The sequence below is a fragment of the Curtobacterium sp. MCBA15_005 genome (assembly GCF_001864855.1).
Classification (GTDB): Bacteria; Actinomycetota; Actinomycetes; order Actinomycetales; family Microbacteriaceae; genus Curtobacterium; species Curtobacterium flaccumfaciens.
Genome location: NZ_MJGL01000022.1, coordinates 1 through 22,787, shown reverse-complemented (window position 1 = coordinate 22,787; position 22,787 = coordinate 1). Strand labels below are relative to the sequence as shown.

Here is a 22,787-nt window from a genome sequence, read left to right as displayed (position 1 = left end):
CCGCGCCTCCAGGCCGCCGTGGGCGTGGGTCCTAGGACAGCTTCTTGCTGTCCTCGAGCCAACCCGCGAGCTTGGTCATGTAGTCGGCCTGCGACGCGTAGTCGAGGGCCGGGAACGTCCAGCTGTGGACCTGGCCCGCCTCGAGCGCGGCGTTGTCGGCGAAGGTCGGCTGCTTCTCCAGGTCGGCGACCTGGTAGCCCTGCTGCGACAGCAGCAGCACGTCACCGGTGATCTGGCCGGCGTTCTCCCACGAGTAGATGCCCCAGTAGAAGCCCTCGGGCTTCGGGTTGACGAAGTCGACCCCGTACGACGCGTACATCTGCAGCGACGGCTCGTCGGTCGGGCGGGTGACGTAGGCGCCGTCACCGTCGGCGTACATCGAGACGACCGACAGGTCCTTCTCCTTGGAGACCTTCTCGAGCTCGTCGGCCGCGGTGTCGAAGCGCTTCTCGGCGGCGTCGACCGTCGACTCCTTCGCGCCGAGGGACTCGGACAGTTCAGCGATCTTCTCGATGACGTCCTCGCCCTTGCCGCCCCACTTCACCTGGACGACCGGCGCGATGGCCTCGATCTGCTTCTCCTGCGCCGTGTCCTTGAAGCCGTAGCCGGGCTGCTTCGTGTCGAGCGTGCCCTTGGCGTCGGTCGGGTAGACCGACGTGACGACGAGGTCGGGCTTGAGTGCGGCGAGCTTCTCGAGGTCGATGTCGCCGTAGGCGGTGCCGAGCTGCGTGATGCCGTCGGTGTCCAGGCCCTCGAAGCGGGCGTCCTTCGCCATCGTCAGCTGCCCGAAGGTGCCGACGGGCTTCAGGCCGTACTCGATGAACGACAGGGCGATGTCGTTCAGCACGACGACGCGCTTCGGCGTGTGGTCGACCTTCACGGTGGCGCCCGTGGCGTCCTCGTACGACCACGCCTTCGACGCGGCGGTGCCGCCGTCGGAGTCGGAGTCGTTCGAGTTGCCGGTGCTCGAGCAGCCGGTCAGGAGGAGTGCCGAGACGGTCACGGAGGTCAGGAGGGCGGCGCGCAGGTGGCCACGTCGGGAGGTCTTCACGTTAGGAGAGGCTAACCTAAGTTCGCGGCACTCGCCAGCACGTCTTCGGTTTTCGTCGGGACCGTGTGCTCGGTCGGGGCGCTCGGGGCCGTGTGCTCCGCCGGGGCACTCGGCACGGGGTCGTGCTCGTCCGCCTCGGGCACGATCATCGGCGCACCGGTCACCGGGTCGGCGAACACCCGGGCGTGCAGACCGAACGCCTGCTCGAGCAGTGCCGGGGTGAGGACGTCGTGGGGTGTGCCGTCGGCCACGACCCCGCCGTCGTGCAGCACCACGAGCCGGTCGGAGTACCGCGCCGCGAGCGACAGGTCGTGCAGCACCATCACGATCGTCGAACCCTGCTCGCGGTTCAGCCGCCGGACGAGCCGCAGGACCTCGAGCTGGTGCGCGAGGTCCAGGTAGGTCGTCGGTTCGTCGAGCAGGAGCGTCTGGGCCTGCTGCGCGACGACCATGGCGATCCAGGCGCGCTGGCGCTGCCCGCCGGACAGACTCGTGACGTCGCGGTGTGCGACCTCGGTCAGACCGGTGGCGGCGATGGCCTCTTCGGCGACGGCCGCGTCCTCGGCGGTCCACGGCTTCGCCCACGACTGGTGCGGATTCCGGCCGCGCATCACCAGGTCGAGGACGCTGGTTCCCGCGGGGGCGACGGGGGACTGCGGCAGGATCGCGAGCTTGCGGGCCACCTGGCGGTTCGGCTCCCTGCGGATCGGGGTGCCGTCGAGCAGGACCTCGCCGGCCTGCGGCTTGAGCACGCGGCCGAACGCCTTGAGCAGCGTCGACTTGCCGCAGCCGTTCGCGCCGAGGAACGTCGTGACGGTGCCGCGTTCGATGCGCAGGTCCAGGTCGCGCAGCACGGGCTGGCGGTCGTAGCCGACGGACAGGGCCGTGGCTTCGAGGACGGGGGTGTGGTGCTGGTGCTGGTGCTGGTGCTGGTGCTCGTGCTCGTGCGGGTGCTGCTGCTGGTGCGGTGTTGTCATCGGGACATCTCCTTGCGGTGACGGACGAGGAGCCAGATCAGGTACGGCGCCCCGATCACGGTGGTGATGATGCCGACCGGCACCTGCCACGGGAACGCGGAACGGGACAGCAGGTCGGCGGCGAGCACGAGCACGGCGCCGAGGGCACCGGCGAGCAGCAGCGGCGGCCGGTTCGTGCCGGCGAGCCGGAGCCCGACCTGCGGCACGACGAACGCGACGAAGCCGACCGGCCCCGCGGCGGCCACGGCGGCGGCGGTCAGCACGACCGCGAGCGCGATGACGAGCAGCCGGTGCCGCTGGACGCCGAGACCGACGCCCGTCGCGACCTCGTCGCCGAGCTGCCCGATGCCGAGCGCCGCACTCGTCGCCAGTGCGATCGGCACCGCGACGACGGCCACCACGAGCAGCGGCCAGACGCTCTCCCACGAGGTGCTCGACAGGCTGCCGACGAGCCACTGCGACGCCGCGGTGGCGACGGTGATCTTCGCGCGGACGAGCAGGTAGCTGGTCACGGCGTCGAGCGTCGCGCTCACGCCGATGCCGACCAGCACGAGCCGGTAGCTCTGCACACCGCCGCGCCAGCCCAGGCCGTACACCAGGACCGCAGCGACCAGGGCGCCGATCGTGGCAGCCACCGGGATCCCGCCACCGAGCAGCAGGGACGAGACCGAGTACGTCCCGCCGCCGAGCACGATGGCCGCGACCGCACCGACGCTCGCGCCCGCGGTGACACCGATGATGTCCGGGGTCCCGAGGGGGTTTCGGGTGAAGGTCTGGGTGAGCGCCCCGGCGACCCCGAGCGTCAGGCCGACGAGTGCGCCGGTGAGCACGCGGGGCAGGCGCAGGGTGGTGATGATGAAGGCGTCCGGACCGGACTCCAGGCCGAGCAGGGACCTGATGACGACCCCGGGAGCGATCCACGTCGAGCCGACCGCAGTCCCGATCACGATGAGCACCAGGACGGTGGCGAGCGACCCGACGGTGTACCAGAACACCCGCGGGCGCCAGGCGAGGCCGACGGGGCCGATGCGGATGCCGGCGCGGCCGGGGGTGTGGGCAGCGGGGGTGGGCGTGCCCGGCGTGGTGGTCTCGGGCGTGCTTCCGGGCGTGCTGCCGGTGCTGCCGGGCGTGCTGCCGGTGCTGCGCACCGCTGCCCCGCTCACAGCGACACCAGCGATCGGCGACGGGCGACGGCGACGAACACGGGGCCACCGATGACGGCGAGCACGATGCCGACCTCGACCTCGGAGAACCCGCCGATCAGGCGACCGATGACGTCGGCGAGCAGCACGAGGGCGGCGCCGACCAGACCGGAGACCGGCAGGGTCCAGCGGTGTCCTGTGCCGACGAGCGCGCGGGCGACGTGCGGCACGGTCAGGCCGACGAAGCCGATCGGGCCGGCAGCAGCGGTGGCGCCGGCGGCGAGCAGCGTGATCCCGCCCAGGCCGACGAGCCGGGCGACGAGCACGTTCTCGCCGAGCCCCTTCGCCAGCTCGGACCCGAGCCCGAGGGCGTCGAGGGCGCGGACGTTCAGCACCGCGAGCACGAGCCCGGCGGCCAGGAATGGCCACACCGCCCCGAGGATGTCGAGCTGTCGTGCGGCGAGCGATCCGACGACCCAGAGCCGGTACGCGTCGAGCGAGGCCTGGTCGGTCAGCACGACGAAGGAGGTCAGGGCGGCGAGCAGTGCCGACACCGCGGCCCCGGCGAGGGCGAGCGGAACCGGACTGGCCGTGCCGCTGCCGGCGATGGTCACCGAGAAGACGACGACGCTGGCGACCAGGGCCCCGACCAGGGCGAACCAGACGGTCGCGCTCGTGCTCGTCACCCCGAACACGTAGACGCCGAGCACCACCGCGAGCCCCGCTCCCGACGAGACGCCGAACAGGCCGGGGTCGGCGAGCGGGTTGCGGGTATGTCCCTGCATGAGGAGTCCGGCGATGCCGAGAGCCGCACCGACCGCAGCACCGATCAGCGTGCGCGGGATGCGGGAGCCCCACACGATCGCCTCGTCGGTGCTCGACCCGGAGCGTGTGAGCCCCGCCCACACCTCGGCGACACCGATGCGGTTGCTGCCCAGCAGCATGCTCGCCACGGCGACGAGCACCAGGGCGACGACGAGTCCGATGATCACCGCGGTCCGCCGCCGCATCGCGGTCCGGTGGACGCCGAGGGCGCGGGACGCATCGCCGGCTCGGGCTCGGGACGCGTCGGGTTCGGGGGCCTCCGGACCGGAAGCCAGAACGGGATTGGGGGCTGGCACGGAAGTCATCTTAGGTTAGCCTTGCCTCATGGCGAAGACCCCGCGGCTCCTGCCGACGAACCCCCGGCTCTTCCGCGCCCGTGTCCTCCGGACCCAGCGGGTGACCCCCTCGATGCAGCGTGTCACCGTCACCGGGGACGACCTGCACGAGTTCGGCTACCTCGGTTTCGACCACTGGTTCCGCCTGTTCGTCCGACGCCCCGACCAGGACGCCTTCCGGATGCCCGACCTGGACGGCAAGAAGTGGTGGCCGACGTTCCTCGGCATCCCCGAGGACGTCCGCCCCCACTGCGCGAACTACACCGTCGCCGCGTACCGCCTGCTCGCCGACGGCACCGCCGAGCTCGACATCGACTTCGTCGTGCACCTGGACCACCGCGGCGAGCTCGAGGGCCGCGCCGCGATTTGGGCCTGCGCCGCACGTCCCGGCGAGGAGCTCGCGATGCTCGACCAGGGCTGCATCTTCGATGTCCCCGCCGGTACCAGCGAGGTCGTCGTCGCCGCCGAGGAGACCGGCCTGCCCGGCGTCGTCGGCATCGCCGCCTCGTTGCCGCGCGACACCGTCGGCCGCATCATCCAAGAGGTCCCGACCGCCGCCGACATCCGCGACCTCGACGCCCCCACCGGCGTGCAGGTGACGTGGATCGTCCGGCAGCCGGGTACCGTCCCAGGCAGTGGTGCCCTCGCCGAACTGCAGCGGCACGTGCCGTCCGACGACCAGGGCTACGCGTTCGTCGTGGGGGAGTCGCGCCTCGCAACGGAGGGCCGCCGCCACCTGCACCGTGCGGGTCTGCCGAAGTCGCGCATCACGTTCTCCGGGTTCTGGAAGCACGAGACGAAGGTCTCCGTCCCCGCCTGACCCGCGCGGCGCCTGGTGCTTCCGGGCGTACTGCCACAGAACTTCTGCCCAGGTACGCCCGTTCCGCCCCGGTATGCCCGGTTCTGCCAGGTACGCCCGGTCCCGCCAGTCGTGCCCGGTTCTGCCAGGTCTGCCCGGTTCTGCCAGGTACGCCCGGTCCTTCCCCTGGCGCGCGCGGTACCTGGTGCTTTCGGGCGTACTGCCACAGAACTTCGGCCCGAGTATGCCCGTTCTGCCCACGTAAGCCCGGTCACGCCAGGTATGCCCGTTCTGAACAGGTACGCCCGGTCCTTCCCCTTGCGCTCGCGTTGCCTGGTGCTTTCGGGCATACCGCCACAGAACTCCTGCCCGGGTACGCCCGTTCTGCCCAGGTACGCCCGGTCGCGCTAGGTACACCCGGTTCGGCCCGGTACGCCCCGTTCTGACCAGGCACGCCCGGTTCCGCCCGCTACGCCCGGTCCTTCCCCTGGCGCGCGCGTTGCCTGGTGCTTTCGGGCGTACTGCCACAGAACTTCTGCCCAGGTACGCCCGATTCCGCCAGGTACGCCCGCTCTCGCCAGCCGCGTCGCGCACGCGACGCGACCAACGGACGGACGGGAGGCCCGGTGCCAGCTGGCACCGGGCCTCCCGTCCGTGGTGGGGTGGCGTCAGCCCTTGAGGCCCGAGCCCGTCACGCCCTCCACGATCTGCCGCTGGAAGATCAGGTAGAGGATGATCAGCGGCAGCGCCGCGAGGATCGCACCGGCCTGGATGTCGGCGTAGCGCTGCCCGAAGCTGCCCTGGACCGTGGCGAGCCCGACCGGGATGGTCATGAGGTCCGGGTTGGACAGCACGAACAGCGGCAGCAGCAGGTTGTTCCACACCCCGACGAAGGTCAGGATCGTGACGGCCGCGATCACCGGACGCGACAGCGGCAGGATGACCGACCAGTAGACCTTCCAGATGCCGGCGCCGTCGATGCGCGCCGCCTCTTCGAGCTCCTTCGGGATGCCGTCGAAGAACTGCTTGAAGATGAACACCGCGATCACGGCGGGCACCTGCGGGAAGATCACCGACCAGTAGGTGTTGAGCAGGCCGACCGCGTTGAGCTCCTGGAAGATCGGGATGATCAGCACCTGCGTCGGGATCATGATCCCGAGGATGATGAGCAGGAACGCGATGTTGCGGCCGCGGAACACCAGCCGCGACAGCGCGAACGCCGCCATCGACGCGAACAGCACGGTGAGTGCCGCGGTGACGACGCTCGTGATGGCGCTGGCGAGGTACCAGTTCCAGATGTCGCCGGCCTGGAACAGCGACGAGTACGAGTGCAGCGTCGGGTTCCAGTTCGACAGGATCGCGTTCGCGCCGAGGGCGGCGACGCCGTTGTCGGACAGCGACGTCTTCAGGGCGAACACACTCGGGATGAGCCAGATGATCGCGAAGATCGTCAGGACGATCCCCGACGCGATCGTGAAGCCACGACCGCTGACGCCGATCTTCGCGGCGCTCGTGGGAGCGGCGGACGAGACGCCGGTGCGGAGCTTGCGGCCGGTGGTGATGCTCTCGGTGGCGGTCATGTCAGGCCCCGATCTCTCGCTTGGCGGCAGCGCGCTCGACGAGCTGCCGGATGATCGCGATCGCCACGATCACGATGAACAGGAGGACCGACGCGGCCGATGCGGCACCGAGCCGGTTGTCGGTGAAGCCGACGCCGGTGATGAGCTGCAGCGAGACCTGGGTCGAGATGCCCGGCCCGCCGTTCGTCATCAGGTAGACCTGGTCGAAGATCTTCAGGCTCGCGATGATCTGCAGCAGGACGACCAGCGTCGTCGTGCGGCCGAGCAGGGGGAGCGTGATCGACTTGATCTGCTGCCAGTTCGACGCACCGTCGACGGCGGCTGCTTCGTACAGTTCGCGCGGGATCTCCTGCAGACCGGCCAGGTAGAGCACGAAGTTGAAGCCGAGGGTCCACCACACGGTGGCGATCGCGACACCGATCATGGCCGTGTTCGGGCTCGACAGCATGCCGGAGCCGGGCGTCATGCCGATCGCCGACTGCAGGCTCGCCCACAGACCGGTGCTCGGCGTGAAGATGAACACCCAGATCAGCGAGATCGTCGCCGACGGCAGGATGAACGGCAGGAAGAACGCCAGGCGGAAGAACCACTGCCCGCGGTTCATCCGGTTCGTGAGCACGGCGAACACGAACGCCAGGATGACGAGCGGCGGGGTCGTGTACAGCGTGAACTGCAGCGTGTGCCAGAGCGACGACCAGAAGTCGCTGCGCCCGAGCATCTCGGCGTAGTTCGCGAACCCGGCGAAGCTGCCGAGCCCGGTGCGGACGGTCGAGGTGTTGAAGAAGCTCGTGACGATCATCCAGACCGTCGGACCGAGCAGGAAGGCCACGTAGAACAGGCCGAACGGGGCGAGGAACAGCCAGCCGCTGCGGCCCTGGCCGCGGTTCACGCTGGAGCCGTAGGAGCGGTTCCGGCGGGGACGCGGCGCGGTGGCCGCGTCGGTCGGCCGGTCGAGGACAGGTGCTGTGGTCACGTCATCGTGCCTTTCGCGCGGTGTTCACGGCGATCGCGGGGGTCGTCTGCCCGGGGTGGTCCCGCCGGGCGGTTGCGTGCCGGGTCACAGGGGGCTCGGGGTGTTGAGGTACGTCGCGAGCTGCGACTTGATGGCGCTGAGGGCCTGCGCGGGGGACGAGCTGCCCTGCTGCACGAGGGCGAGCTGGGCGCCCACCGTGCCCTCGAACGTCGAACCCGAACCGCCGTACCAGGCGGCGTCGTCGAACACGGCGGTCTCGGCTGCGGCCGCGTAGTTCGACTGCGGCGTGAGCTTCTTGTAGGCGGCGCTGTCGAACGTCGGGATGTAGGCCGGCACGTGCCCGCCCTCGGCCCACGTCAGGCTCTGCTCGAGCATCTGCTTGATGAAGAGCATGTGCTGCTTGCGCTGCTCCGGCGTGCGGGCCTTCTTCGGCAGGACGAACGTGTGCGAGTCCGCCTGGGTCGCCGGCTTGTCGTAGAGCTGCGGGATCGGCGCCATGCCGAAGTTCAGGCCCTTGATCGACTGCGCGGTGCTGATCTCCCACTCGCCCTGCATGAAGAAGCCGGCCTTGCCGTCGAACATGAGCGACTGCGCGGTGGCGTAGTCGAGGGCCTTGTTCAGCCAGCCCTCCTTCACCCACTTCTGGGTACGGCTCGTGACCTCGTTGTAGGCGTCCTCGTTGACGGTGAGCTTCGATCCGCCGTCGCTGATGAACGGGGTGGCGTCCTTCAGCTGGTTGTACATCGTCCAGAAGAAGCGCCACGGGGTGGCCGTCTCCGGCACCACGTTCGCGACGTTGAGCGCCGTGCCGCCGGTGACCTTGGCGACCGCGGCGAGGGCCTTCTCGAAGTTGTCCATGCCGTTGAGGTCGACGAGGTTGCCGTCGCCGTCGATCAGGCCGGCCTTCTTGCAGACGTCGACGTTGTAGAAGAGGACGAAGGGGTGGGTGTCGAGCGGGACCGCGATGTTGTTGCCGTCGGTCTTCTGCGCCGCCCAGGCCTTCTGGTTGAAGTCGGCGGCGCTCAGGCCGACGCTCGCCAGGTCGTCGGACGTGATCGGGTCGAGCAGGTCACCGTCCCAGAGTGGCTTCGCGCGGGTCAGGTGCGCGACCGCGACGTCCGGCGGCTTGTTCCCGACGGTCGCCAGTGTCAGCTTCGAGTAGTACGGGTTGCCCCACGCGAACGTGGTGCCCTGCAGCGCGCTCGAGCCGCCGTGCTGCTTCGCGTAGCCGTCCTCCATGGCCTGCATGCGGACGCCGTCGCCGCCGCCGAACAGGTTCCAGAAGACGAGGGTCTCGGGGTTGAGTGCGCTTCCGGCGAGGCCGGCGGCGAGGGGGCTCGAGCAGGCGGCGAGCGGCAGGACCGTCGCGGCCGCTGCACCGGCGGCGAGGAATCCCCGGCGCGAGAGGCGCGACGCGGGTGTTGCGGGTGGGATCGGCATGGCATCACTCCATCGGGATGGGCCGGGCTCGGGAACAGGGTCGGTGCTCCCGCCGGAGCATCGCTGCTCCGGACCCGGAGCACTGCTGCTCCGGACACGGAACAACCTTCCGGTGCTCCGTGAGCGCTCACATTAGCGCTCGCTCCCGGCATCCGCCACCCCTTTCGCGACGGCGTGGAACCCGGTAGCGTTTCTGTCAGGTGAGCGCTCACTTTCGTGACGGCCCGCTTCGGTTCCCGTCCGTGGCCCCATCCGCTCCCCGCACGAACCGCACTGCCACGATCGAAGGAGATCCATGCCCCGCACACACCTCGTCCTCGACGCCGCGTTCACCGTGGGGCCGGTGCGACGTCGCCTGTTCGGCGGGTTCGTCGAGCACCTCGGCCGCCACGTCTACGACGGCATCCACGAGCCCACCCACGAGACCGCCGACGAGCACGGCTTCCGCAAGGACGTCGTCGAACTCGTCAAGGAACTCGGCGTCTCCGCCATCCGCTACCCCGGTGGCAACTTCGTCTCCGGCTACAAGTGGGAGGACGGCGTCGGCCCCGTCGAGCAGCGCCCCCGCCGCCTCGACCTGGCCTGGCACTCGACGGAGACGAACGAGGTCGGCCTGCACGAGTTCCAGCACTGGCTCGACCAGGTCGGCTCGGAGCTCATGCTCGCCGTGAACCTCGGCACCCGCGGCACGCAGGAGGCGATCGAACTCCTCGAGTACGCGAACATCGACGCCGGGACCGCACTGTCCGAATACCGTCGTTCGAACGGTCGCCAGGAACCCTTCGCCATCAAGATGTGGTGCCTCGGCAACGAGATGGACGGCCCGTGGCAGCTCGGCCACAAGAACGCCGACGACTACGGCAAGCTCGCCGCGATGACCGCCAAGGCCATGCGGCAGATCCAGCCCGACCTCGAGCTCGTCGCCTGCGGTTCCTCGGGGGCGTCGATGCCGACGTTCGGTGAGTGGGAGCGCACCGTCCTCGAGCACACCTACGACGACGTCGACTACATCTCCGCGCACGCCTACTACGAGGAGGACGACGACCTGCCGTCGTTCCTCGCCTCCGGCGCCAACATGGACCACTTCATCAAGACGGTCACCACGGCCGCCGACCACGTCCAGGCGCAGAAGAAGTCCGACAAGCGCATCGACATCTCGTTCGACGAGTGGAACGTCTGGTCGATCAAGAAGTGGGAGGCGAAGGCCAAGACCTTCACGCTCGACGAGTGGCCCGTCGCACCGCGTCTGCTCGAGGACGTCTACACCGTCGCCGACGCCGTCGTCGTGGGTGGCCTGCTCATCTCGCTGCTCCGCCACGCCGACCGCGTCGCCTCGGCTTCACTCGCCCAGCTCGTCAACGTGATCGGCCCGATCATGACCGAGCCCGGTGGTCCGGCCTGGCGCCAGACGACCTTCTTCCCGTTCTCGGTCACCTCGCGCCTGGCGCAGGGCACCTCGCTGCAGGTCAAGGCCTCGGGTGACACGGTCAACGGTGGCAAGCACGGTGAGGTCCCGGTCGTGGACTCCGCCGCCACCGTGTCCGAGGACGGCAAGGCAGCGGTCTTCCTGATCAACCGCCACCCGTCCGAGCCGACCACGGTGACGATCGACCTGGCCGGCATCGGTGCGACGGGTGACGTCCACGCCGAGGGTGTCTGGGACGACGACCTGCACGCCGTGAACGACCTGGAGAACACCTCGCGCGTGGGGCTCCGCACGAACGAGTCGGTCCGCCGCGAGGGCGACACCGTCACGATCGAGCTCCCGCCGGTCTCCTGGACCGCCGTCTCGATCGGCTGACAAGACGCCTCGGCGCACGCCACGGCGGGCGTCGAGTGAGCACAGAGGACGTCGGGCGCTCGCGCCCGACGTCCTCTGCGCGTTGCGCGCGCGCGGCGGGCGCGCCGGGGGCGAGTTCACGGGGTGGGCGACACCTCACGGGGTGACGGCCGCGTGGACTGTCGCTGGGCCCGTGACGTGGCCCGCGCGGCGGCCGGGAGGCCCGCGGCGGCCTGGCACCGGGCCTCCCGACCGGCGCGTGGTGACTCCACGGCCTGGGCGACACCTCGCGGGGACGCGCGCGCGTGAAGTGTCGCGGAGCGCGAAACGCGCGCCCCGTCAGCGCGCCGGCGGCGCGGCCGTGCTCGCCCGCTCGACGAGCCGCACCGGCACCAGGTCGGCCGCGACGCTGACGCGCTCGCCGTCGATCTGGGCGAGCAGGTTCGCGACCGCTCGGCGGCCGACCTCGTCGAAGGACTGGTGCACGGTGGTCAGCGGCGGCCAGAACGAGTCGGACTCGGGGGAGTCGTCGAACCCCACCACGCTCAGCGACGACGGCACCGGGCGACCGGACTCGTGTGCGGCGCGCAGGACCCCGAGGGCGGTCTGGTCGTTTGCGGCGAACACCGCGGTGATCTCCGGTCGTGCGGCGATCTCGAGCCCGGCCTCGTAGCCGTGCTCGGTCGTCCAGCCGCCGCGGAACACCGGGGGGACCGGCCGACCTGCGCGCGTCAGGGTGTCCTGCCACGCGGCGAGACGACGGGCTGCCGAGTACGACGACTCCGGCCCGGCGACGTGCCAGACGGTCTCGTGCCCCAGGTCGAGCAGGTGCTGCGTGGCCTGCCGGGCGCCGTCGGCCTGGTCGGTGTCGATCGCGGGGTGGTCGGTGCTGCCTGTGGAGTCGATGATGACCATGGGCACACCGTCGGGCAGCACGACCTCGGCGGTGTCGATGATGTGCGACTCGATGATGATCACGACGCCGTCGACGGCCTGTTCGTGCAGGCGCGAGAACGCGGAGCGGACGCCGGCCTCGGTGCGCGAGGCCATGGGCAGCAGGGTGATCGTGAAGTCGGCGACCCCGGCGGCGTCGGCGATCGCCTCGAGCGTGCGCATGTTGCCGAAGGAAGCGAGCGTGAACATGATCACGCCGATGGTGCGGAAGCGGCCGGAGCGCAGGGCGCGGGCGGCACGGTTGGGCCGGTAGCCGAGGGACTCCATCGCGCGCTGGACGCGGTCGCGGGTCTCCGGGCTGACGTTGTCGAAGCCCCGGGCGACGCGTGAGACCGTCTGCATCGACACCCCGGCGGCGTCGGCCACGGCGGCCATCGAGGGGGCGCGGCGGGTGCCGGCGGGGGACTCCATCGTCACGCTGGCGCTCCTTCCGGATCGAGGGCCGAGCGGTCGGCCTCCCCGGACGCTAGCGCATGTTGACGTTGCCATGCTATCGTCGCGTCGTTCAATGTTGACGTCAACATCGGTGACCGCCCGGACACCCTGATCCGGCCCGGGCCGAGCCGCCGACATCGACCACCCGAACGCAGCAGACGAAGGAGTCACATGAGCACGCTCGCAGCGCGCCCCGGTGAGGCAGCACCGCGCCCCACCGCCGAGCGCCCCGCCGGCCGCCGCCCCAAGCCGCGGGGACGGTTCACCGGATGGCTGTTCGTCGGCCCGTTCGTCGTCGTCCTGGTCCTGATGCTCATCGTGCCGATCGGCTACGCGCTCTGGCTCAGCCTGTTCCGCGATCAGCTCATCGGCGGCAACCAGTTCGTCTGGTTCGCCAACTACGTGCAGCTCTTCCAGGACGCCAAGTTCTGGTCCGGGTTCGGTCGGGTCGCGATCTTCCTGGTCGTCCAGGTGCCGATCATGCTCGGCCTCGCGCTCGTCGCCGCCCTGGCACTGGACAGCGCCCGACTGTGGGGGACGAGCTTCTTCCGCATCGCGGTGTTCCTGCCCTACGCCGTCCCCGGGGTCGTCGCGGCCCTGATCTGGGGCTTCATCTACGGCAACCAGTTCGGTCTGACGGGCGCCGCGAACGACGCGCTCGGCATCGACCTGCTGCAGCCGTTCAGCCCGAGCTGGGTCCTGACGTCGATCGGCAACGTGGTCACGTGGGAGTTCCTCGGCTACAACATGCTGATCTTCTACGCCGCGCTCCGCACCGTCCCCGGTGAGCTGTACGAGGCGGCCGAGCTCGACGGTGCCGGCCCGATGCGCACGGTCTTCTCGATCAAGCTCCCGGCGCTCCGCGGCCCGATGGTCATCGCCACGATCTTCTCGATCATCGGCAGCTTCCAGCTCTTCAACGAGCCGAACCTGCTCAAGACGCTCGCCCCGAACGTCATCGGCAGCGCCTTCACCCCGAACATGTACGCCTACTCGCTGTCCTTCAGCGGTCAGCAGTTCAACTACTCCGCCACGGTCGCGATCGTGATGGGCGTGATCACCGCGGTGATCGCCTACGTCGTCCAGGTCCGCGGCACCCGCGAGGAGAACCGATGAGCACCATCCAGCACCCCGCCGGGCCCGCAGCGGCCACGGTGACCGAGGCGACCACGACGCAACGTGCGCCGCGCACCCGCTCGATCCGCGCCTCCAGGCAGCTCCGCACCGCGGAAGGCGGACGCAAGCCGAAGCGTTCCGGCCTGCTCACCGCGGTCATGGTCGTCTTCGTCGTGTACTCGTTCGCGCCGCTGTTCTACCTGCTCGTGAACAGCACGAAGACGCAGGCGTCGCTGCTCTCCACGTTCGGTCTGTGGTTCGGCGGGGACTTCAACCTCTGGCAGAACATCGTCGACACGCTGACGTACAACGACGGCATCTTCCTGCAGTGGTTCGGCAACACGCTGCTCTACGTCGTCGTCGGTGCCGGCGGGGCCACCCTGCTCGCCACCGTCGCGGGCTACGGCATGGCGAAGTTCCAGTTCCCCGGTCGCCGCGCGGTCTTCGCCGTCGTCCTCGGTGCCATCGCGGTCCCCGGCACGGCCCTGGCGGTCCCGACCTTCCTGCTGTTCTCGCAGGTCGGCCTGACCAACACCCCGTGGGCGATCATCCTGCCCTCGCTGATCAGCCCGTTCGGCATGTACCTGATCTGGACCTACGCGGTCGACGCGATCCCGGCCGAACTGCTCGAGGCCGCCCGCATGGACGGCGCCGGTGAGTTCCGGATCTTCTTCACGATCGCGCTCCGCCTGCTCGCACCCGGTGTCGTCACCGTCCTGCTGTTCGCGGTCGTCGCCACCTGGAACAACTACTTCCTGCCGCTCATCATGCTGAGCGACCCGAAGTGGTACCCGCTGACGGTCGGCCTCAACCAGTGGAACGCGCAGGCCACCGGGTCCGGCGCGCAGCCGATCTACAACCTCGTCGTCACGGGATCGCTCCTCACGATCATCCCGATCGTGGTCGCGTTCCTCTTCCTCCAGCGCTTCTGGCAGTCCGGCCTCGCGGCCGGGTCGGTCAAGGCCTGACCCCTCGGACACCAGGCGCACGGCGACCCCGCCACGCGCCGCCCGGTCCGGCACACAGCAGCACCACCCCCTCCACGAAGAAGTGAAAGGCACTCCCATGAACAAGCGTCTCCGGCGCGGGCTCAGCGCCCTCGCCATCGGCGTCACCGCCGCGATCGCCCTCGCCGCGTGCGCCTCCGGCGGCTCCGGCTCCGGCGGATCGGCCGACGACATCGACAAGGCCCTGCAGGACGGTGGCACCCTGACCTACTGGTCGTGGACCCCGTCGGCGAAGGCCCAGGTCGCCGCGTTCGAGAAGCAGTACCCCAAGGTGAAGGTCAAGCTCGTCAACGCCGGCACCGGTGCCGACCAGTACACGAAGCTGCAGAACACGATCAAGGCCGGCTCGGGCGCCCCCGACGTCGCCCAGGTCGAGTACTACGCCCTGCCGCAGTTCGCGCTGTCCGAGTCGCTGCTCGACCTGTCGAGCTACGGCTTCGACTCGCTCGAGAAGGACTTCGCGAAGAGCACCTGGAGCTCGGTGTCGATCGACGGCAAGGTCTACGGCCTGCCGCAGGACTCCGGCCCCATGGCGCTGTTCTACAACAAGAAGGTCTTCGACAAGCACGGCATCGCCGTGCCGAAGACGTGGGACGAGTACGTCACCGCGGCCAAGAAGCTGCACGAGGCAGACCCGAAGGCCTACATCGCGGCGGACTCCGGCGACGCCGGCTTCACCACGAGCATGATCGCCCAGGCCGGTGGCACCCCCTTCACCACCGACGGTGACAAGGTGACCATCAACCTGCAGGACGAGGGCACCAAGAAGTGGACGAGCACCTGGAACGAGCTCGTCGAGCAGGGCCTGCTCTCGAAGACGGTCGGCTGGACCGACGACTGGTACAAGCAGCTCGGCAACGGTGAGATCGCCACGATGATCACCGGTGCCTGGATGCCCGGCAACCTGGAGTCCGGCGTCGCCCAGGCCTCGGGTGACTGGCGCGTCGCCCCGATGCCGACCTACGACGGTGGCACCGCCCAGACCGCGAACAACGGCGGCAGTGCCCAGGTCGTCATGAAGCAGTCGAAGAACCCGGCCCTCGCCGCGGGCTTCCTCAAGTGGCTGAACTCCTCGAAGGAGTCCACGAAGGTCTTCATGGAGTCCGGCGGCTTCCCGTCGACCACCGCTGACCTCGACTCGTCGGCGTTCCTCGACGAGAAGCCGGAGTACTTCGGCGGCCAGCAGATCAACAAGGTGCTCGTCGACGCGTCGAAGTCCTCGGACAACGACTTCACCTACCTGCCCTACCAGGTGTACGCGAACAGCGTCTACGCCGACACCGTCGGTCAGGCGTACGAGAACGGCACCTCGCTCGACGCCGGCCTCGAGGCCTGGCAGAAGGCCCTCGCCAAGTACGGCAAGGACCAGGGCTTCACGGTCTCGTCGAAGTAGTTCGACAGCATCCCCGCGGGGCCGTGCGGACACGTCCGCACGGCCCCGCTCCACGCCCGGCTCGGCTCCACGCCCGGCTCGGCTCCACGCCCGGCCGGCTCCAGGCCCGGCCCGGCTCGACGCCCGGCTCGGCTCCACGCCCGGCCCGGCCGGCAACGAAAGAACCACACCATGCGCTTCGCCATCGGCGACACCGACTTCCTGCTCGACGGCGAGCCGCACCGGGTCCTCTCCGGCGCGATCCACTACTTCCGCGTGCACCCCGACCTGTGGGCCGACCGGATCCGCAAGGCGAAGCTGATGGGCCTCAACACCATCGAGACCTACGTCGCCTGGAACGCACACGCGCCGTCGCCCGGGGTGTTCGACCTGTCGGGTGGCCTGGACCTCGGCCGCTTCCTCGACCTCGTCGCCGCCGAGGGCATGCACGCCATCGTCCGCCCCGGCCCCTACATCTGTGCCGAGTGGACGAACGGCGGGCTGCCGTACTGGTTGTTCGCGGACGGTTCCGTGGGCGTCCGGCGCAACGAGCCCGGGTTCCTCGCGGCGGTCCGGACGTACCTGCAGCACCTGGCCCCCGTGCTGGTCCCGCGGCAGATCGACCAGGGCGGGCCCATCGTCCTGGTGCAGGTCGAGAACGAGTACGGTGCCTACGGCTCCGACCCCGAGTACCTGCGCGCACTCGAGCAGATGCACCGCGACATCGGGTTGACCGTCCCCTTCACGAGCGTCGACCAGCCGATGGGCACGATGCTCGAGGACGGCTCCCTGCCCTCGCTGCACAAGACCGGTTCGTTCGGCTCACGCTCCGCCGCCCGGCTCGAGCGCCTGCGGCAGGCCCAGCCCACCGGACCCCTGATGTGCTCGGAGTTCTGGGACGGCTGGTTCGACAGCTGGGGCGAGCACCACCACACCACGCCGGCGTCCGCCAGCGCCGAGGACCTGGACGTCCTGCTCGCGGCCGGCGGCTCGGTGAACATCTACATGTTCCACGGCGGCACGAACTTCGGCTTCACGAACGGTGCGAACGACAAGGGCGTCTACCGTCCGATCGCGACGTCGTACGACTACGACGCACCGCTCGACGAGGCCGGTCGGCCGACGTCGAAGTTCCACGCCTTCCGCTCGGTGATCGCGCGCTACGCGCCCGTCCCGCCGCTGCCCGCGACGATGGAGCCGGGTGGATCGGGTCGGCTCGCGTCCGATGCCGCGGACGGCGACGGCCTGGAGGCCCGGATCACCCCCGCCACGGACCTCGCCGTCCGTCTGGACCGCATCGCGTCGCTCCGTTCCCTGCTGCCCACGCTCACGGCGTGGTCCGCGCACGACGAGCCGCCGACCTTCGACGCCCTCGGGGCCGCGAGCGGCTTCGTCGCCTACCGCGCCGAGGTCGACCTGCCCGCCGGAGGGGTGCTGACCGTCGGCACCGAGGTGCGCGACCGAGCGATCGTGTCGGCCGACGGTGTCGTCGTCGGGGTCCTGGAACGTGAGCACCACGACCGCGCCATCGCCCTGCCGCCGGTGACCGGCACGCTCGAGCTCCTCGTCGAGGACCAGGGCCGCGTCGACTACGGCATCCGCATCGGCGAGCCGAAGGGCCTGATCGGCGGCGTCTCGATCGACGGCGTCCCGGTTGCCCGGTGGACGGCATCGCCGCTCGCCCTCGACCCCATCGCACCGGCCGCCGTGACCGCGCTGTCCGAGGTCGCTCCGACCGGTGGTGAGGTGCTCGCCGGACCGACGTTCGCAGCTGGCTCGTTCGACCTCGACACCGTGGACGACCGGTACCTGTCGCTCGACGGGTTCCGGAAGGGTGTCGCCTGGGTCAACGGTTTCTGCCTCGGTCGGTACTGGTCGCGAGGCCCGCAGCAGACCCTGGCGATCCCGGGGCCGGTGCTCCGCCACGGTCGCAACGAGCTCGTCGTGCTCGAACTGCACGCCGCCGCTTCCCGTACCGCGTGCCTGCTCGTCGAGCCCGACCTGGGCCACACCGAGGCCTAACCGCGCCGCCTGGTCGAATCGGGCGTACCTGGTCGGAAGTTTCGACCAGGTACGCCCGATTCTGCTTTCCATCGCGGGCGTCATGGGACGTTTCGGACCTCGCGAGCCGCCGCCCACGCTCGAACTTCGAGGAATGCCTCGCGTCGCCACCGCCAGAGCGAAGCGAACTTCGTGCCGTCGTCCTCCCGTGCCCGGGTCAGCAGCCAGATCTGCCGTCGGTGTTCGGCCCCGTGATCGTCGCGCCACTCGACGAACGCGTCGTCGAGCACCGCGGTGATCCCCGCACGCGGTGCGGTCCACGACGAGAGGAAGCCGGAGTACCGGAGGGTGTCGTCGCACAGGTGCACGGCGACGCGTCGAAGCCTGGCCGTGGCCCAGGTCCCGCCGGCGATGAAGGCGACACCGAGGACGAAGACGAACACCCGCGCCGATGCTCCGGGTACGAAGGCCACGCCCGCGAGTGCGACTCCCGTCCCGATCATCACCGGGCCGAACACGATGAGGTCCAGGATGCGATCCAAGCGCGGTGGACGGATCGTCGTCACGGCAGAGTGTCCAGGTCGGCGAGGGCCTGCTCGGCATCGGCGATCCGGTCGGCCTCTGGGCGGCTCCACCACTCGGGGCCGCGTTCGCCCAGGCCGTGCTTGGCCACGCCGTTCCGGTGCCGCGCCGCCGCCAGGGCCTCGTCGTCGCCCGCGCGCTTCGCGGTCTTCACGGCGTTGCGCCCGCGCCCCAGGTGGGAGCGGAGTGCGGCGGCGAGCTCCTCGGGCAGGGCGGGGTCGGTGCGGCGCCAGCGTCGGCCGTCCACGACGAAGAAGTGGTCGTCGGGTTCGGCGGTCATGGTCCGAGTCTGCACCGTCGGTGGTGCCGGGTAGACAGGAGCCGATGAGCCACGAACGCGTCCGCCCGATGCTCGACGTCCGACGCATCTACGCCGAGCCGGCCGCGCTCGAACTGCAGCGTGGGCAGGAGATCGTCGGGCGCTGGCCGGACGCCGAGATCGTCCCGGTCGAGTCGCACTGGAACATCCCCGAGGTGCACGGCGACGAACGGAACGTCCAGCGCTGGGTGCGGATCAAGACCGAGGCGCTCGTGCTCGGCGTGAAGAAGTCACTGGTGACCCGGCCGAACGGTCGCTCCGCCGACTTCATCGCACCGTCCACCGCGAACGGCTGCGCGATGGCGTGCGCCTACTGCTACGTGCCGCGGCGCAAGGGCTACAGCAACCCCGTGACGGTGTTCGCGAACATCGACCAGATCACCAAGCACGTGGCTCGGAACATCGCCAAGCAGGGGCCGAAGACCGAACCGAACCAGTGCGACCCGGAAGCCTGGGTCTACGACATCGGCGAGAACAGCGACTGCTCGGTCGACGCGATGATCAGCGACAACGTCCGCGACCTCTGCGACCTGTTCCGGATGACCCCGACGGCCAAGGCCTCGTTCGCCACGAAGTACGTCAACCGCGACCTGCTCGACTGGGACCCGATGGGCCGGACCCGGATCCGCTTCTCACTGATGCCGCACGAGACCGCGAAGGTCACCGACATCCGCACGAGTCCGATCGCCGAGCGGATCGCCGCGGTGAACGACTTCCTCGACGCCGGGTACGAGGTCCACCTGAACTTCTCGCCGGTCATCCTCACGCCGACGTGGGAGTCGGACTGGGCCGAGCTGCTCCGGCAGGTCGACGACGTGCTGTCCCTGGCCGCCAAGGCGCAGCTCGCTGCCGAGGTGATCTTCCTGACCCACAACCAGCCCCTGCACGAGGTCAACCTCGGGTGGCATCCCAAGGCCGAGGACCTGCTGTGGCGTCCGGACCTGCAGGAGCAGAAGGTGTCCCAGAACGGTGCCGTGAACGTGCGTTACCGGTCCGGCATGAAGGGGCAGCTCGTCGAGCGCTTCCGCGAGCTCGTGGCCGAGCACCTGCCGTCGTGCCGGATCCGGTACGCCTTCTGATCAGCGCCCTCCCCGATCAGGGGATGAGCCGGTCCGCCCGGTACCGGGCGAACAGGTCCGCGAAGGCCTGCTCGGTCCGGCGGAACGCCGTGAACCCGGCGTCGCGGCTCTTCCCCATGTCGGTGACGACCTCCATCGCTCGACCGAGGTCGGCGTCGGTGTGCCACCACGAGGCGAGCCGGGTGATGTCGGCCTCGGCGAGACCGTGGCGCTCGGCGATGCCGGCCCACTCGGACTCGTACGGCGCCATCTGCTCCTCGAGCGGTCGCGGAGCGTCCTCGTAGCCCATCACGCGCGCGGGGTCGACACCGAGGTGCGCGGCCAGGCGCGGCCACATCCAGCGCCACCGGAAGACGTCACCGTTGACGATGTTGAACGGCTCGTCCGCACCCTCGGGTGACGTCGAGGCCCACACCATGTGCTCGGCGAGGATGCCGGCGTCGGTCATGTCGGTCAGGCCGTTCCACTGCGCCTCACTGCCGGGGAACACGAAGTCCAGGTCGAGTTCCTTCGCCAGCGTGGCCTGCACGGCGAGTGTGAGGCCCATGTTCATGGCGTTGCCCACGGCGTGCCCGATCACCGTGTGGGAGCGGTGCACCGACCAGGTGAACCCCTGGCGCTCGGCGGCCGCGAAGAGTTCGTCCTCTTGCGCGTAGTAGAAGTTCGGGGTGTCGAGGCGCGGCTCCTCCTCGTGGAAGGGGGTGTCGGGCATCTCGCCGGCGGCGTACGCCTCGAACGGGCCGAGGTAGTGCTTCAGGCCGGTGACGAGGGCGACGTGCTCGAGCGGAGCGTGCGACAGTGCCACGAGCAGGTCGCGGACCATGCCGCCGTTCACGCGGATGTTCTCGGCCTCGGTGTCCTGCCGCTGCCAGGCGGTGAAGAAGACGTGGGTCGGGTGCTCGTCGGCGAGTGCGGCCGTCAGGCTCTCCGGGTCGCGCAGGTCGGCCGCGACGGTCCGGACGCCCTGTTCGGCGAGCGGTCGGCGGGAGAGCGCCGTCACGTCCCAGCCGAGGTCGAGCAGGTGGCGCACCAGGGCGGAACCGGTGATGCCACTGGCTCCGACGACCAGGGCTTCGCGGCGGGCAGGGGTCGGTTCGGTCGATCCGGTTGCAGTCATCCTTCGATGCAACCGACGTTGGGCGACACGTGTTCCCTCACCGCGGACGGCGGATGCGGATCGGACCCTTGGCGGTCGACGGGTCGACGACGGACCCGCCCTGGGTGATCTCGACCTCGCCGCGCGCGACCATGCGGCGGGCGGCTCGACGCGCGGGCTCCATCAGCGGTCGCCAGTCGTCCGGGTCCAGCGAGCGTGCCACCTCGGACGGGCAGATGCTCGAGGTCCGCGCCCGTGCCGCGAGCAGTTCGTCGATGCGCTGCTCCAGAGCCCGGTCGGTGTCGTCGAGACCGTGTCGGCGGCAGGCTCCGGAACACCACTTCGCCTCGGGCGCCGCCGACGACGGCATCCGTCGCCCGCACGAGGCGCAGGTGCGCTCGGCGTGTGCCGACTCCGACGCCGACGCATCGGCTTCCGTCCTGATCGCCCGTCCCATGGCCCCATCCTCGTCCTGCCCGGCAGGGCGGTGCACAGCGACCACGCACGCGGTCCAGGTGCGCCTGGCAGCATCGGAGCGGTGAACCCCGACACCGTCCCCGCCCGTCCGTCCGAGCCGGCTTGGGTCCAGCACGTGATGTGGTGGCACGCCTACCCGCTCGGCTTCGTCGGCGCCGAGGTCCGTCCGACGGCACCGGTGGGGGAGCGTCCGCTCGAACACCGCCTCGACCGCCCGACCGCGTGGCTCGACCACGTCGTCGACCTCGGCCTGAACGGGCTGTTGCTCGGCCCGGTGTTCGCGAGCTCGACCCACGGGTACGACACGGTCGACCACTTCCGCATCGACCCGCGCCTGGGCGACGACGCCGACTTCGACGCCCTGGTCGCCGCGGCGCACGAGCGGGGCGTGCGGGTGCTGCTGGACGGGGTGTTCAACCACGTCGGCCGTGAGCACCCGGCCTTCCGCGCGTTGTCCGACCACGGCCCGGAGGCGCCGACCGCCGACCTGTTCGCCATCGACTGGTCCGGGTGGCAGCCGGGGGAGTCCGTGCCCGTCGGGCTGTTCGAGGGCCACGACATCCTCGTCGCGCTCGACCACGACAGCCGCGCCACCGAGGACCTCGTGGTGCAGGTCATGACCCATTGGCTGGACCGCGGGGTGGACGGCTGGCGGCTCGACGCGGCGTACGCGGTGCCGCCGGCGTTCTGGGCGCGGGTGCTGCCGCGGGTGCGGGAGCGGTTCCCGGACGCCTGGTTCAGCGGCGAGGTGATCCACGGTGACACGGCGGCGATCGCACGCGACTCGACGATGGACTCGCTGACCCAGTACGAGCTGTGGCAGGGGATCTGGCACGGCATCGCGGACCGCAACGGTCACGAGCTCGCGCACGCGATCGAGCGGCACGACGCGCTGCTGGCCACCTTCGCCCCGACGACGTTCGTCGGCAACCACGACGTCACCCGGATCGCGAGCGCGGTGGGGGAGCGGTTCGCCGGGCACGCCGCCGCGGTGCTGTTCACGGTGGCGGGGACCCCGGTGGTCTACGCGGGCGACGAGTACGGCTGGACCGGGGTGAAGGAGGAACGCGAGGGCGGCGACGACGCGGTCCGCCCGGAGTTCCCGGCCGAGGTGCCGGAGCCGACGGACCTGACCCACGCGTACGAGGCGCTCATCGCCCTGCGTCGCCGGAACCCGTGGCTGCACCGCGCGCACACCGACGTCGTGCACCTGACCAACACCGCCGTGGTGCTGCGGACCGCGACGGCGGACGCCGCCGTGGTGACCGCCCTGAACCTGTCGGACGATCCCGTCGAGGTGCCCGTGGCCGACGCGACGCAGGTCGAGGCGGGCGGGGCCGATCTCGGCGACGGGCCCCTGCGCCTCCCGGCCGGGGGTTGGGCAGTCCTGTCGCGATCGTGAGCAGAAACGGTCGGGTCCCCATCGAGGACCCGACCGTTTCTGCTC

Annotated in this window: 20 protein-coding genes; 8 read left to right on the top strand and 12 right to left on the bottom strand. The window is 70.2% G+C overall.

Annotated features, from left to right (window positions below):
- Nucleotides 1-31 precede the first annotated feature (31 nt).
- Genes BIU89_RS10885 through BIU89_RS10870 form a run of 4 tightly spaced genes read right to left on the bottom strand, consistent with a single transcriptional unit; the run spans nucleotide 32 to nucleotide 4,291 of the window.
- Complete coding sequence (locus BIU89_RS10885; RefSeq protein WP_027466141.1) at nucleotides 32-1,051, bottom strand: ABC transporter substrate-binding protein; 1,020 nt, start codon at nucleotides 1,049-1,051, stop codon at nucleotides 32-34.
- Nucleotides 1,052-1,062: 11 nt separating this feature from the next.
- Nucleotides 1,063-2,028: an ABC transporter ATP-binding protein gene (locus tag BIU89_RS10880; protein WP_071246507.1), complete on the bottom strand. Its 966-nt coding sequence runs from the start codon at nucleotides 2,026-2,028 to the stop codon at nucleotides 1,063-1,065.
- A complete protein-coding gene (locus BIU89_RS10875; RefSeq protein ID WP_071246511.1) occupies nucleotides 2,025-3,176 on the bottom strand; it encodes a FecCD family ABC transporter permease in 1,152 nt (383 codons plus the stop codon). The genes BIU89_RS10880 and BIU89_RS10875 overlap by 4 nt, the downstream gene beginning before the upstream one ends.
- Before the next feature lie 11 nt (nucleotides 3,177-3,187).
- Nucleotides 3,188-4,291: a FecCD family ABC transporter permease gene (locus BIU89_RS10870; protein ID WP_231495694.1), complete on the bottom strand. Its 1,104-nt coding sequence runs from the start codon at nucleotides 4,289-4,291 to the stop codon at nucleotides 3,188-3,190.
- Between the two features lie 28 nt (nucleotides 4,292-4,319).
- Between BIU89_RS10870 and BIU89_RS10865 the strand changes: the two genes are divergently transcribed.
- Nucleotides 4,320-5,150, top strand: a complete 831-nt coding sequence (locus tag BIU89_RS10865) for a siderophore-interacting protein (RefSeq protein ID WP_071246505.1) — start codon at nucleotides 4,320-4,322, stop codon at nucleotides 5,148-5,150.
- A gap of 647 nt (nucleotides 5,151-5,797) precedes the next feature.
- Here BIU89_RS10865 and BIU89_RS10860 read toward each other — a convergent pair.
- The 3 genes from BIU89_RS10860 to BIU89_RS10850 form a co-directional block, all read right to left on the bottom strand.
- Nucleotides 5,798-6,709, bottom strand: a complete 912-nt coding sequence (locus BIU89_RS10860; RefSeq protein ID WP_027466145.1) for a carbohydrate ABC transporter permease — start codon at nucleotides 6,707-6,709, stop codon at nucleotides 5,798-5,800.
- Between the two features lies 1 nt (nucleotide 6,710).
- Nucleotides 6,711-7,682 carry a carbohydrate ABC transporter permease gene (locus tag BIU89_RS10855; RefSeq protein ID WP_071246503.1) on the bottom strand — a complete coding sequence of 324 codons (972 nt, stop codon included), beginning with the start codon at nucleotides 7,680-7,682 and terminating at the stop codon, nucleotides 6,711-6,713.
- A gap of 84 nt (nucleotides 7,683-7,766) precedes the next feature.
- Nucleotides 7,767-9,122: an extracellular solute-binding protein gene (locus BIU89_RS10850; protein ID WP_027466147.1), complete on the bottom strand. Its 1,356-nt coding sequence runs from the start codon at nucleotides 9,120-9,122 to the stop codon at nucleotides 7,767-7,769.
- A 295-nt stretch (nucleotides 9,123-9,417) separates the two neighbouring features.
- On the opposite strand from BIU89_RS10850, the gene arfA reads away from it, so the two are divergent.
- Complete coding sequence (gene arfA, locus BIU89_RS10845) at nucleotides 9,418-10,923, top strand: arabinosylfuranosidase ArfA (protein WP_071246500.1); 1,506 nt, start codon at nucleotides 9,418-9,420, stop codon at nucleotides 10,921-10,923.
- Nucleotides 10,924-11,241: 318 nt separating this feature from the next.
- Here arfA and BIU89_RS10840 read toward each other — a convergent pair whose 3' ends face one another.
- Entirely contained in the window at nucleotides 11,242-12,267 is a 1,026-nt protein-coding gene (locus BIU89_RS10840; RefSeq protein WP_035808788.1) for a LacI family DNA-binding transcriptional regulator, read from the bottom strand.
- 195 nt (nucleotides 12,268-12,462) lie between these two features.
- Between BIU89_RS10840 and BIU89_RS10835 the strand changes: the two genes are divergently transcribed.
- The 4 genes from BIU89_RS10835 to BIU89_RS10820 all read left to right on the top strand — a co-directional run bounded on the left by BIU89_RS10835 (nucleotide 12,463) and on the right by BIU89_RS10820 (nucleotide 17,808).
- Nucleotides 12,463-13,407 carry a carbohydrate ABC transporter permease gene (locus BIU89_RS10835; protein ID WP_027466150.1) on the top strand — a complete coding sequence of 315 codons (945 nt, stop codon included), beginning with the start codon at nucleotides 12,463-12,465 and terminating at the stop codon, nucleotides 13,405-13,407.
- Entirely contained in the window at nucleotides 13,404-14,375 is a 972-nt protein-coding gene (locus tag BIU89_RS10830) for a carbohydrate ABC transporter permease (RefSeq protein WP_027466151.1), read from the top strand. The genes BIU89_RS10835 and BIU89_RS10830 overlap by 4 nt, the downstream gene beginning before the upstream one ends.
- A 97-nt stretch (nucleotides 14,376-14,472) precedes the next feature.
- Complete coding sequence (locus BIU89_RS10825) at nucleotides 14,473-15,807, top strand: ABC transporter substrate-binding protein (RefSeq protein ID WP_173034953.1); 1,335 nt, start codon at nucleotides 14,473-14,475, stop codon at nucleotides 15,805-15,807.
- Between the two features lie 171 nt (nucleotides 15,808-15,978).
- Entirely contained in the window at nucleotides 15,979-17,808 is a 1,830-nt protein-coding gene (locus tag BIU89_RS10820; protein ID WP_071246496.1) for a glycoside hydrolase family 35 protein, read from the top strand.
- Between the two features lie 80 nt (nucleotides 17,809-17,888).
- Here BIU89_RS10820 and BIU89_RS10815 read toward each other — a convergent pair whose 3' ends face one another.
- Together BIU89_RS10815 and BIU89_RS10810 are read right to left on the bottom strand one after the other, a co-directional pair.
- Nucleotides 17,889-18,329 carry a hypothetical protein gene (locus BIU89_RS10815; RefSeq protein WP_139178985.1) on the bottom strand — a complete coding sequence of 147 codons (441 nt, stop codon included), beginning with the start codon at nucleotides 18,327-18,329 and terminating at the stop codon, nucleotides 17,889-17,891.
- A gap of 20 nt (nucleotides 18,330-18,349) precedes the next feature.
- Nucleotides 18,350-18,649, bottom strand: a complete 300-nt coding sequence (locus BIU89_RS10810) for a biopolymer transporter Tol (RefSeq protein WP_071246492.1) — start codon at nucleotides 18,647-18,649, stop codon at nucleotides 18,350-18,352.
- Nucleotides 18,650-18,693: 44 nt separating this feature from the next.
- Here BIU89_RS10810 and BIU89_RS10805 point away from each other — a divergent pair, with 44 nt between their 5' ends.
- Nucleotides 18,694-19,767, top strand: coding sequence for a spore photoproduct lyase family protein (locus BIU89_RS10805; protein WP_071246490.1), 1,074 nt, complete (start codon nucleotides 18,694-18,696; stop codon nucleotides 19,765-19,767).
- Between the two features lie 16 nt (nucleotides 19,768-19,783).
- Here BIU89_RS10805 and BIU89_RS10800 read toward each other — a convergent pair whose 3' ends face one another.
- Nucleotides 19,784-20,884, bottom strand: a complete 1,101-nt coding sequence (locus BIU89_RS10800) for an SDR family oxidoreductase (protein WP_071246488.1) — start codon at nucleotides 20,882-20,884, stop codon at nucleotides 19,784-19,786.
- Nucleotides 20,885-20,921: 37 nt separating this feature from the next.
- Nucleotides 20,922-21,320: a DUF3253 domain-containing protein gene (locus tag BIU89_RS10795; RefSeq protein ID WP_017888385.1), complete on the bottom strand. Its 399-nt coding sequence runs from the start codon at nucleotides 21,318-21,320 to the stop codon at nucleotides 20,922-20,924.
- A gap of 81 nt (nucleotides 21,321-21,401) precedes the next feature.
- Here BIU89_RS10795 and BIU89_RS10790 point away from each other — a divergent pair, with 81 nt between their 5' ends.
- Nucleotides 21,402-22,742, top strand: a complete 1,341-nt coding sequence (locus BIU89_RS10790; protein ID WP_254791598.1) for an alpha-amylase family glycosyl hydrolase — start codon at nucleotides 21,402-21,404, stop codon at nucleotides 22,740-22,742.
- The last annotated feature ends 45 nt before the right edge of the window (nucleotides 22,743-22,787 follow it).

Coding starts and splice junctions, on each gene's coding strand:
- BIU89_RS10830 (WP_027466151.1), top strand. CDS start 13,404: ATGAGCACCATCCAGCACCCCGCCGGGCCCGCAGCGGCCACGGTGACC.
- arfA (WP_071246500.1), top strand. CDS start 9,418: ATGCCCCGCACACACCTCGTCCTCGACGCCGCGTTCACCGTGGGGCCG.
- BIU89_RS10835 (WP_027466150.1), top strand. CDS start 12,463: ATGAGCACGCTCGCAGCGCGCCCCGGTGAGGCAGCACCGCGCCCCACC.
- BIU89_RS10810 (WP_071246492.1), bottom strand. CDS start 18,649: ATGACCGCCGAACCCGACGACCACTTCTTCGTCGTGGACGGCCGACGC.
- BIU89_RS10850 (WP_027466147.1), bottom strand. CDS start 9,122: ATGCCGATCCCACCCGCAACACCCGCGTCGCGCCTCTCGCGCCGGGGA.
- BIU89_RS10840 (WP_035808788.1), bottom strand. CDS start 12,267: ATGGAGTCCCCCGCCGGCACCCGCCGCGCCCCCTCGATGGCCGCCGTG.
- BIU89_RS10795 (WP_017888385.1), bottom strand. CDS start 21,320: ATGGGACGGGCGATCAGGACGGAAGCCGATGCGTCGGCGTCGGAGTCG.
- BIU89_RS10820 (WP_071246496.1), top strand. CDS start 15,979: ATGCGCTTCGCCATCGGCGACACCGACTTCCTGCTCGACGGCGAGCCG.
- BIU89_RS10860 (WP_027466145.1), bottom strand. CDS start 6,709: ATGACCGCCACCGAGAGCATCACCACCGGCCGCAAGCTCCGCACCGGC.
- BIU89_RS10865 (WP_071246505.1), top strand. CDS start 4,320: ATGGCGAAGACCCCGCGGCTCCTGCCGACGAACCCCCGGCTCTTCCGC.
- BIU89_RS10880 (WP_071246507.1), bottom strand. CDS start 2,028: ATGACAACACCGCACCAGCAGCAGCACCCGCACGAGCACGAGCACCAG.
- BIU89_RS10805 (WP_071246490.1), top strand. CDS start 18,694: ATGAGCCACGAACGCGTCCGCCCGATGCTCGACGTCCGACGCATCTAC.
- BIU89_RS10825 (WP_173034953.1), top strand. CDS start 14,473: ATGAACAAGCGTCTCCGGCGCGGGCTCAGCGCCCTCGCCATCGGCGTC.
- BIU89_RS10800 (WP_071246488.1), bottom strand. CDS start 20,884: ATGACTGCAACCGGATCGACCGAACCGACCCCTGCCCGCCGCGAAGCC.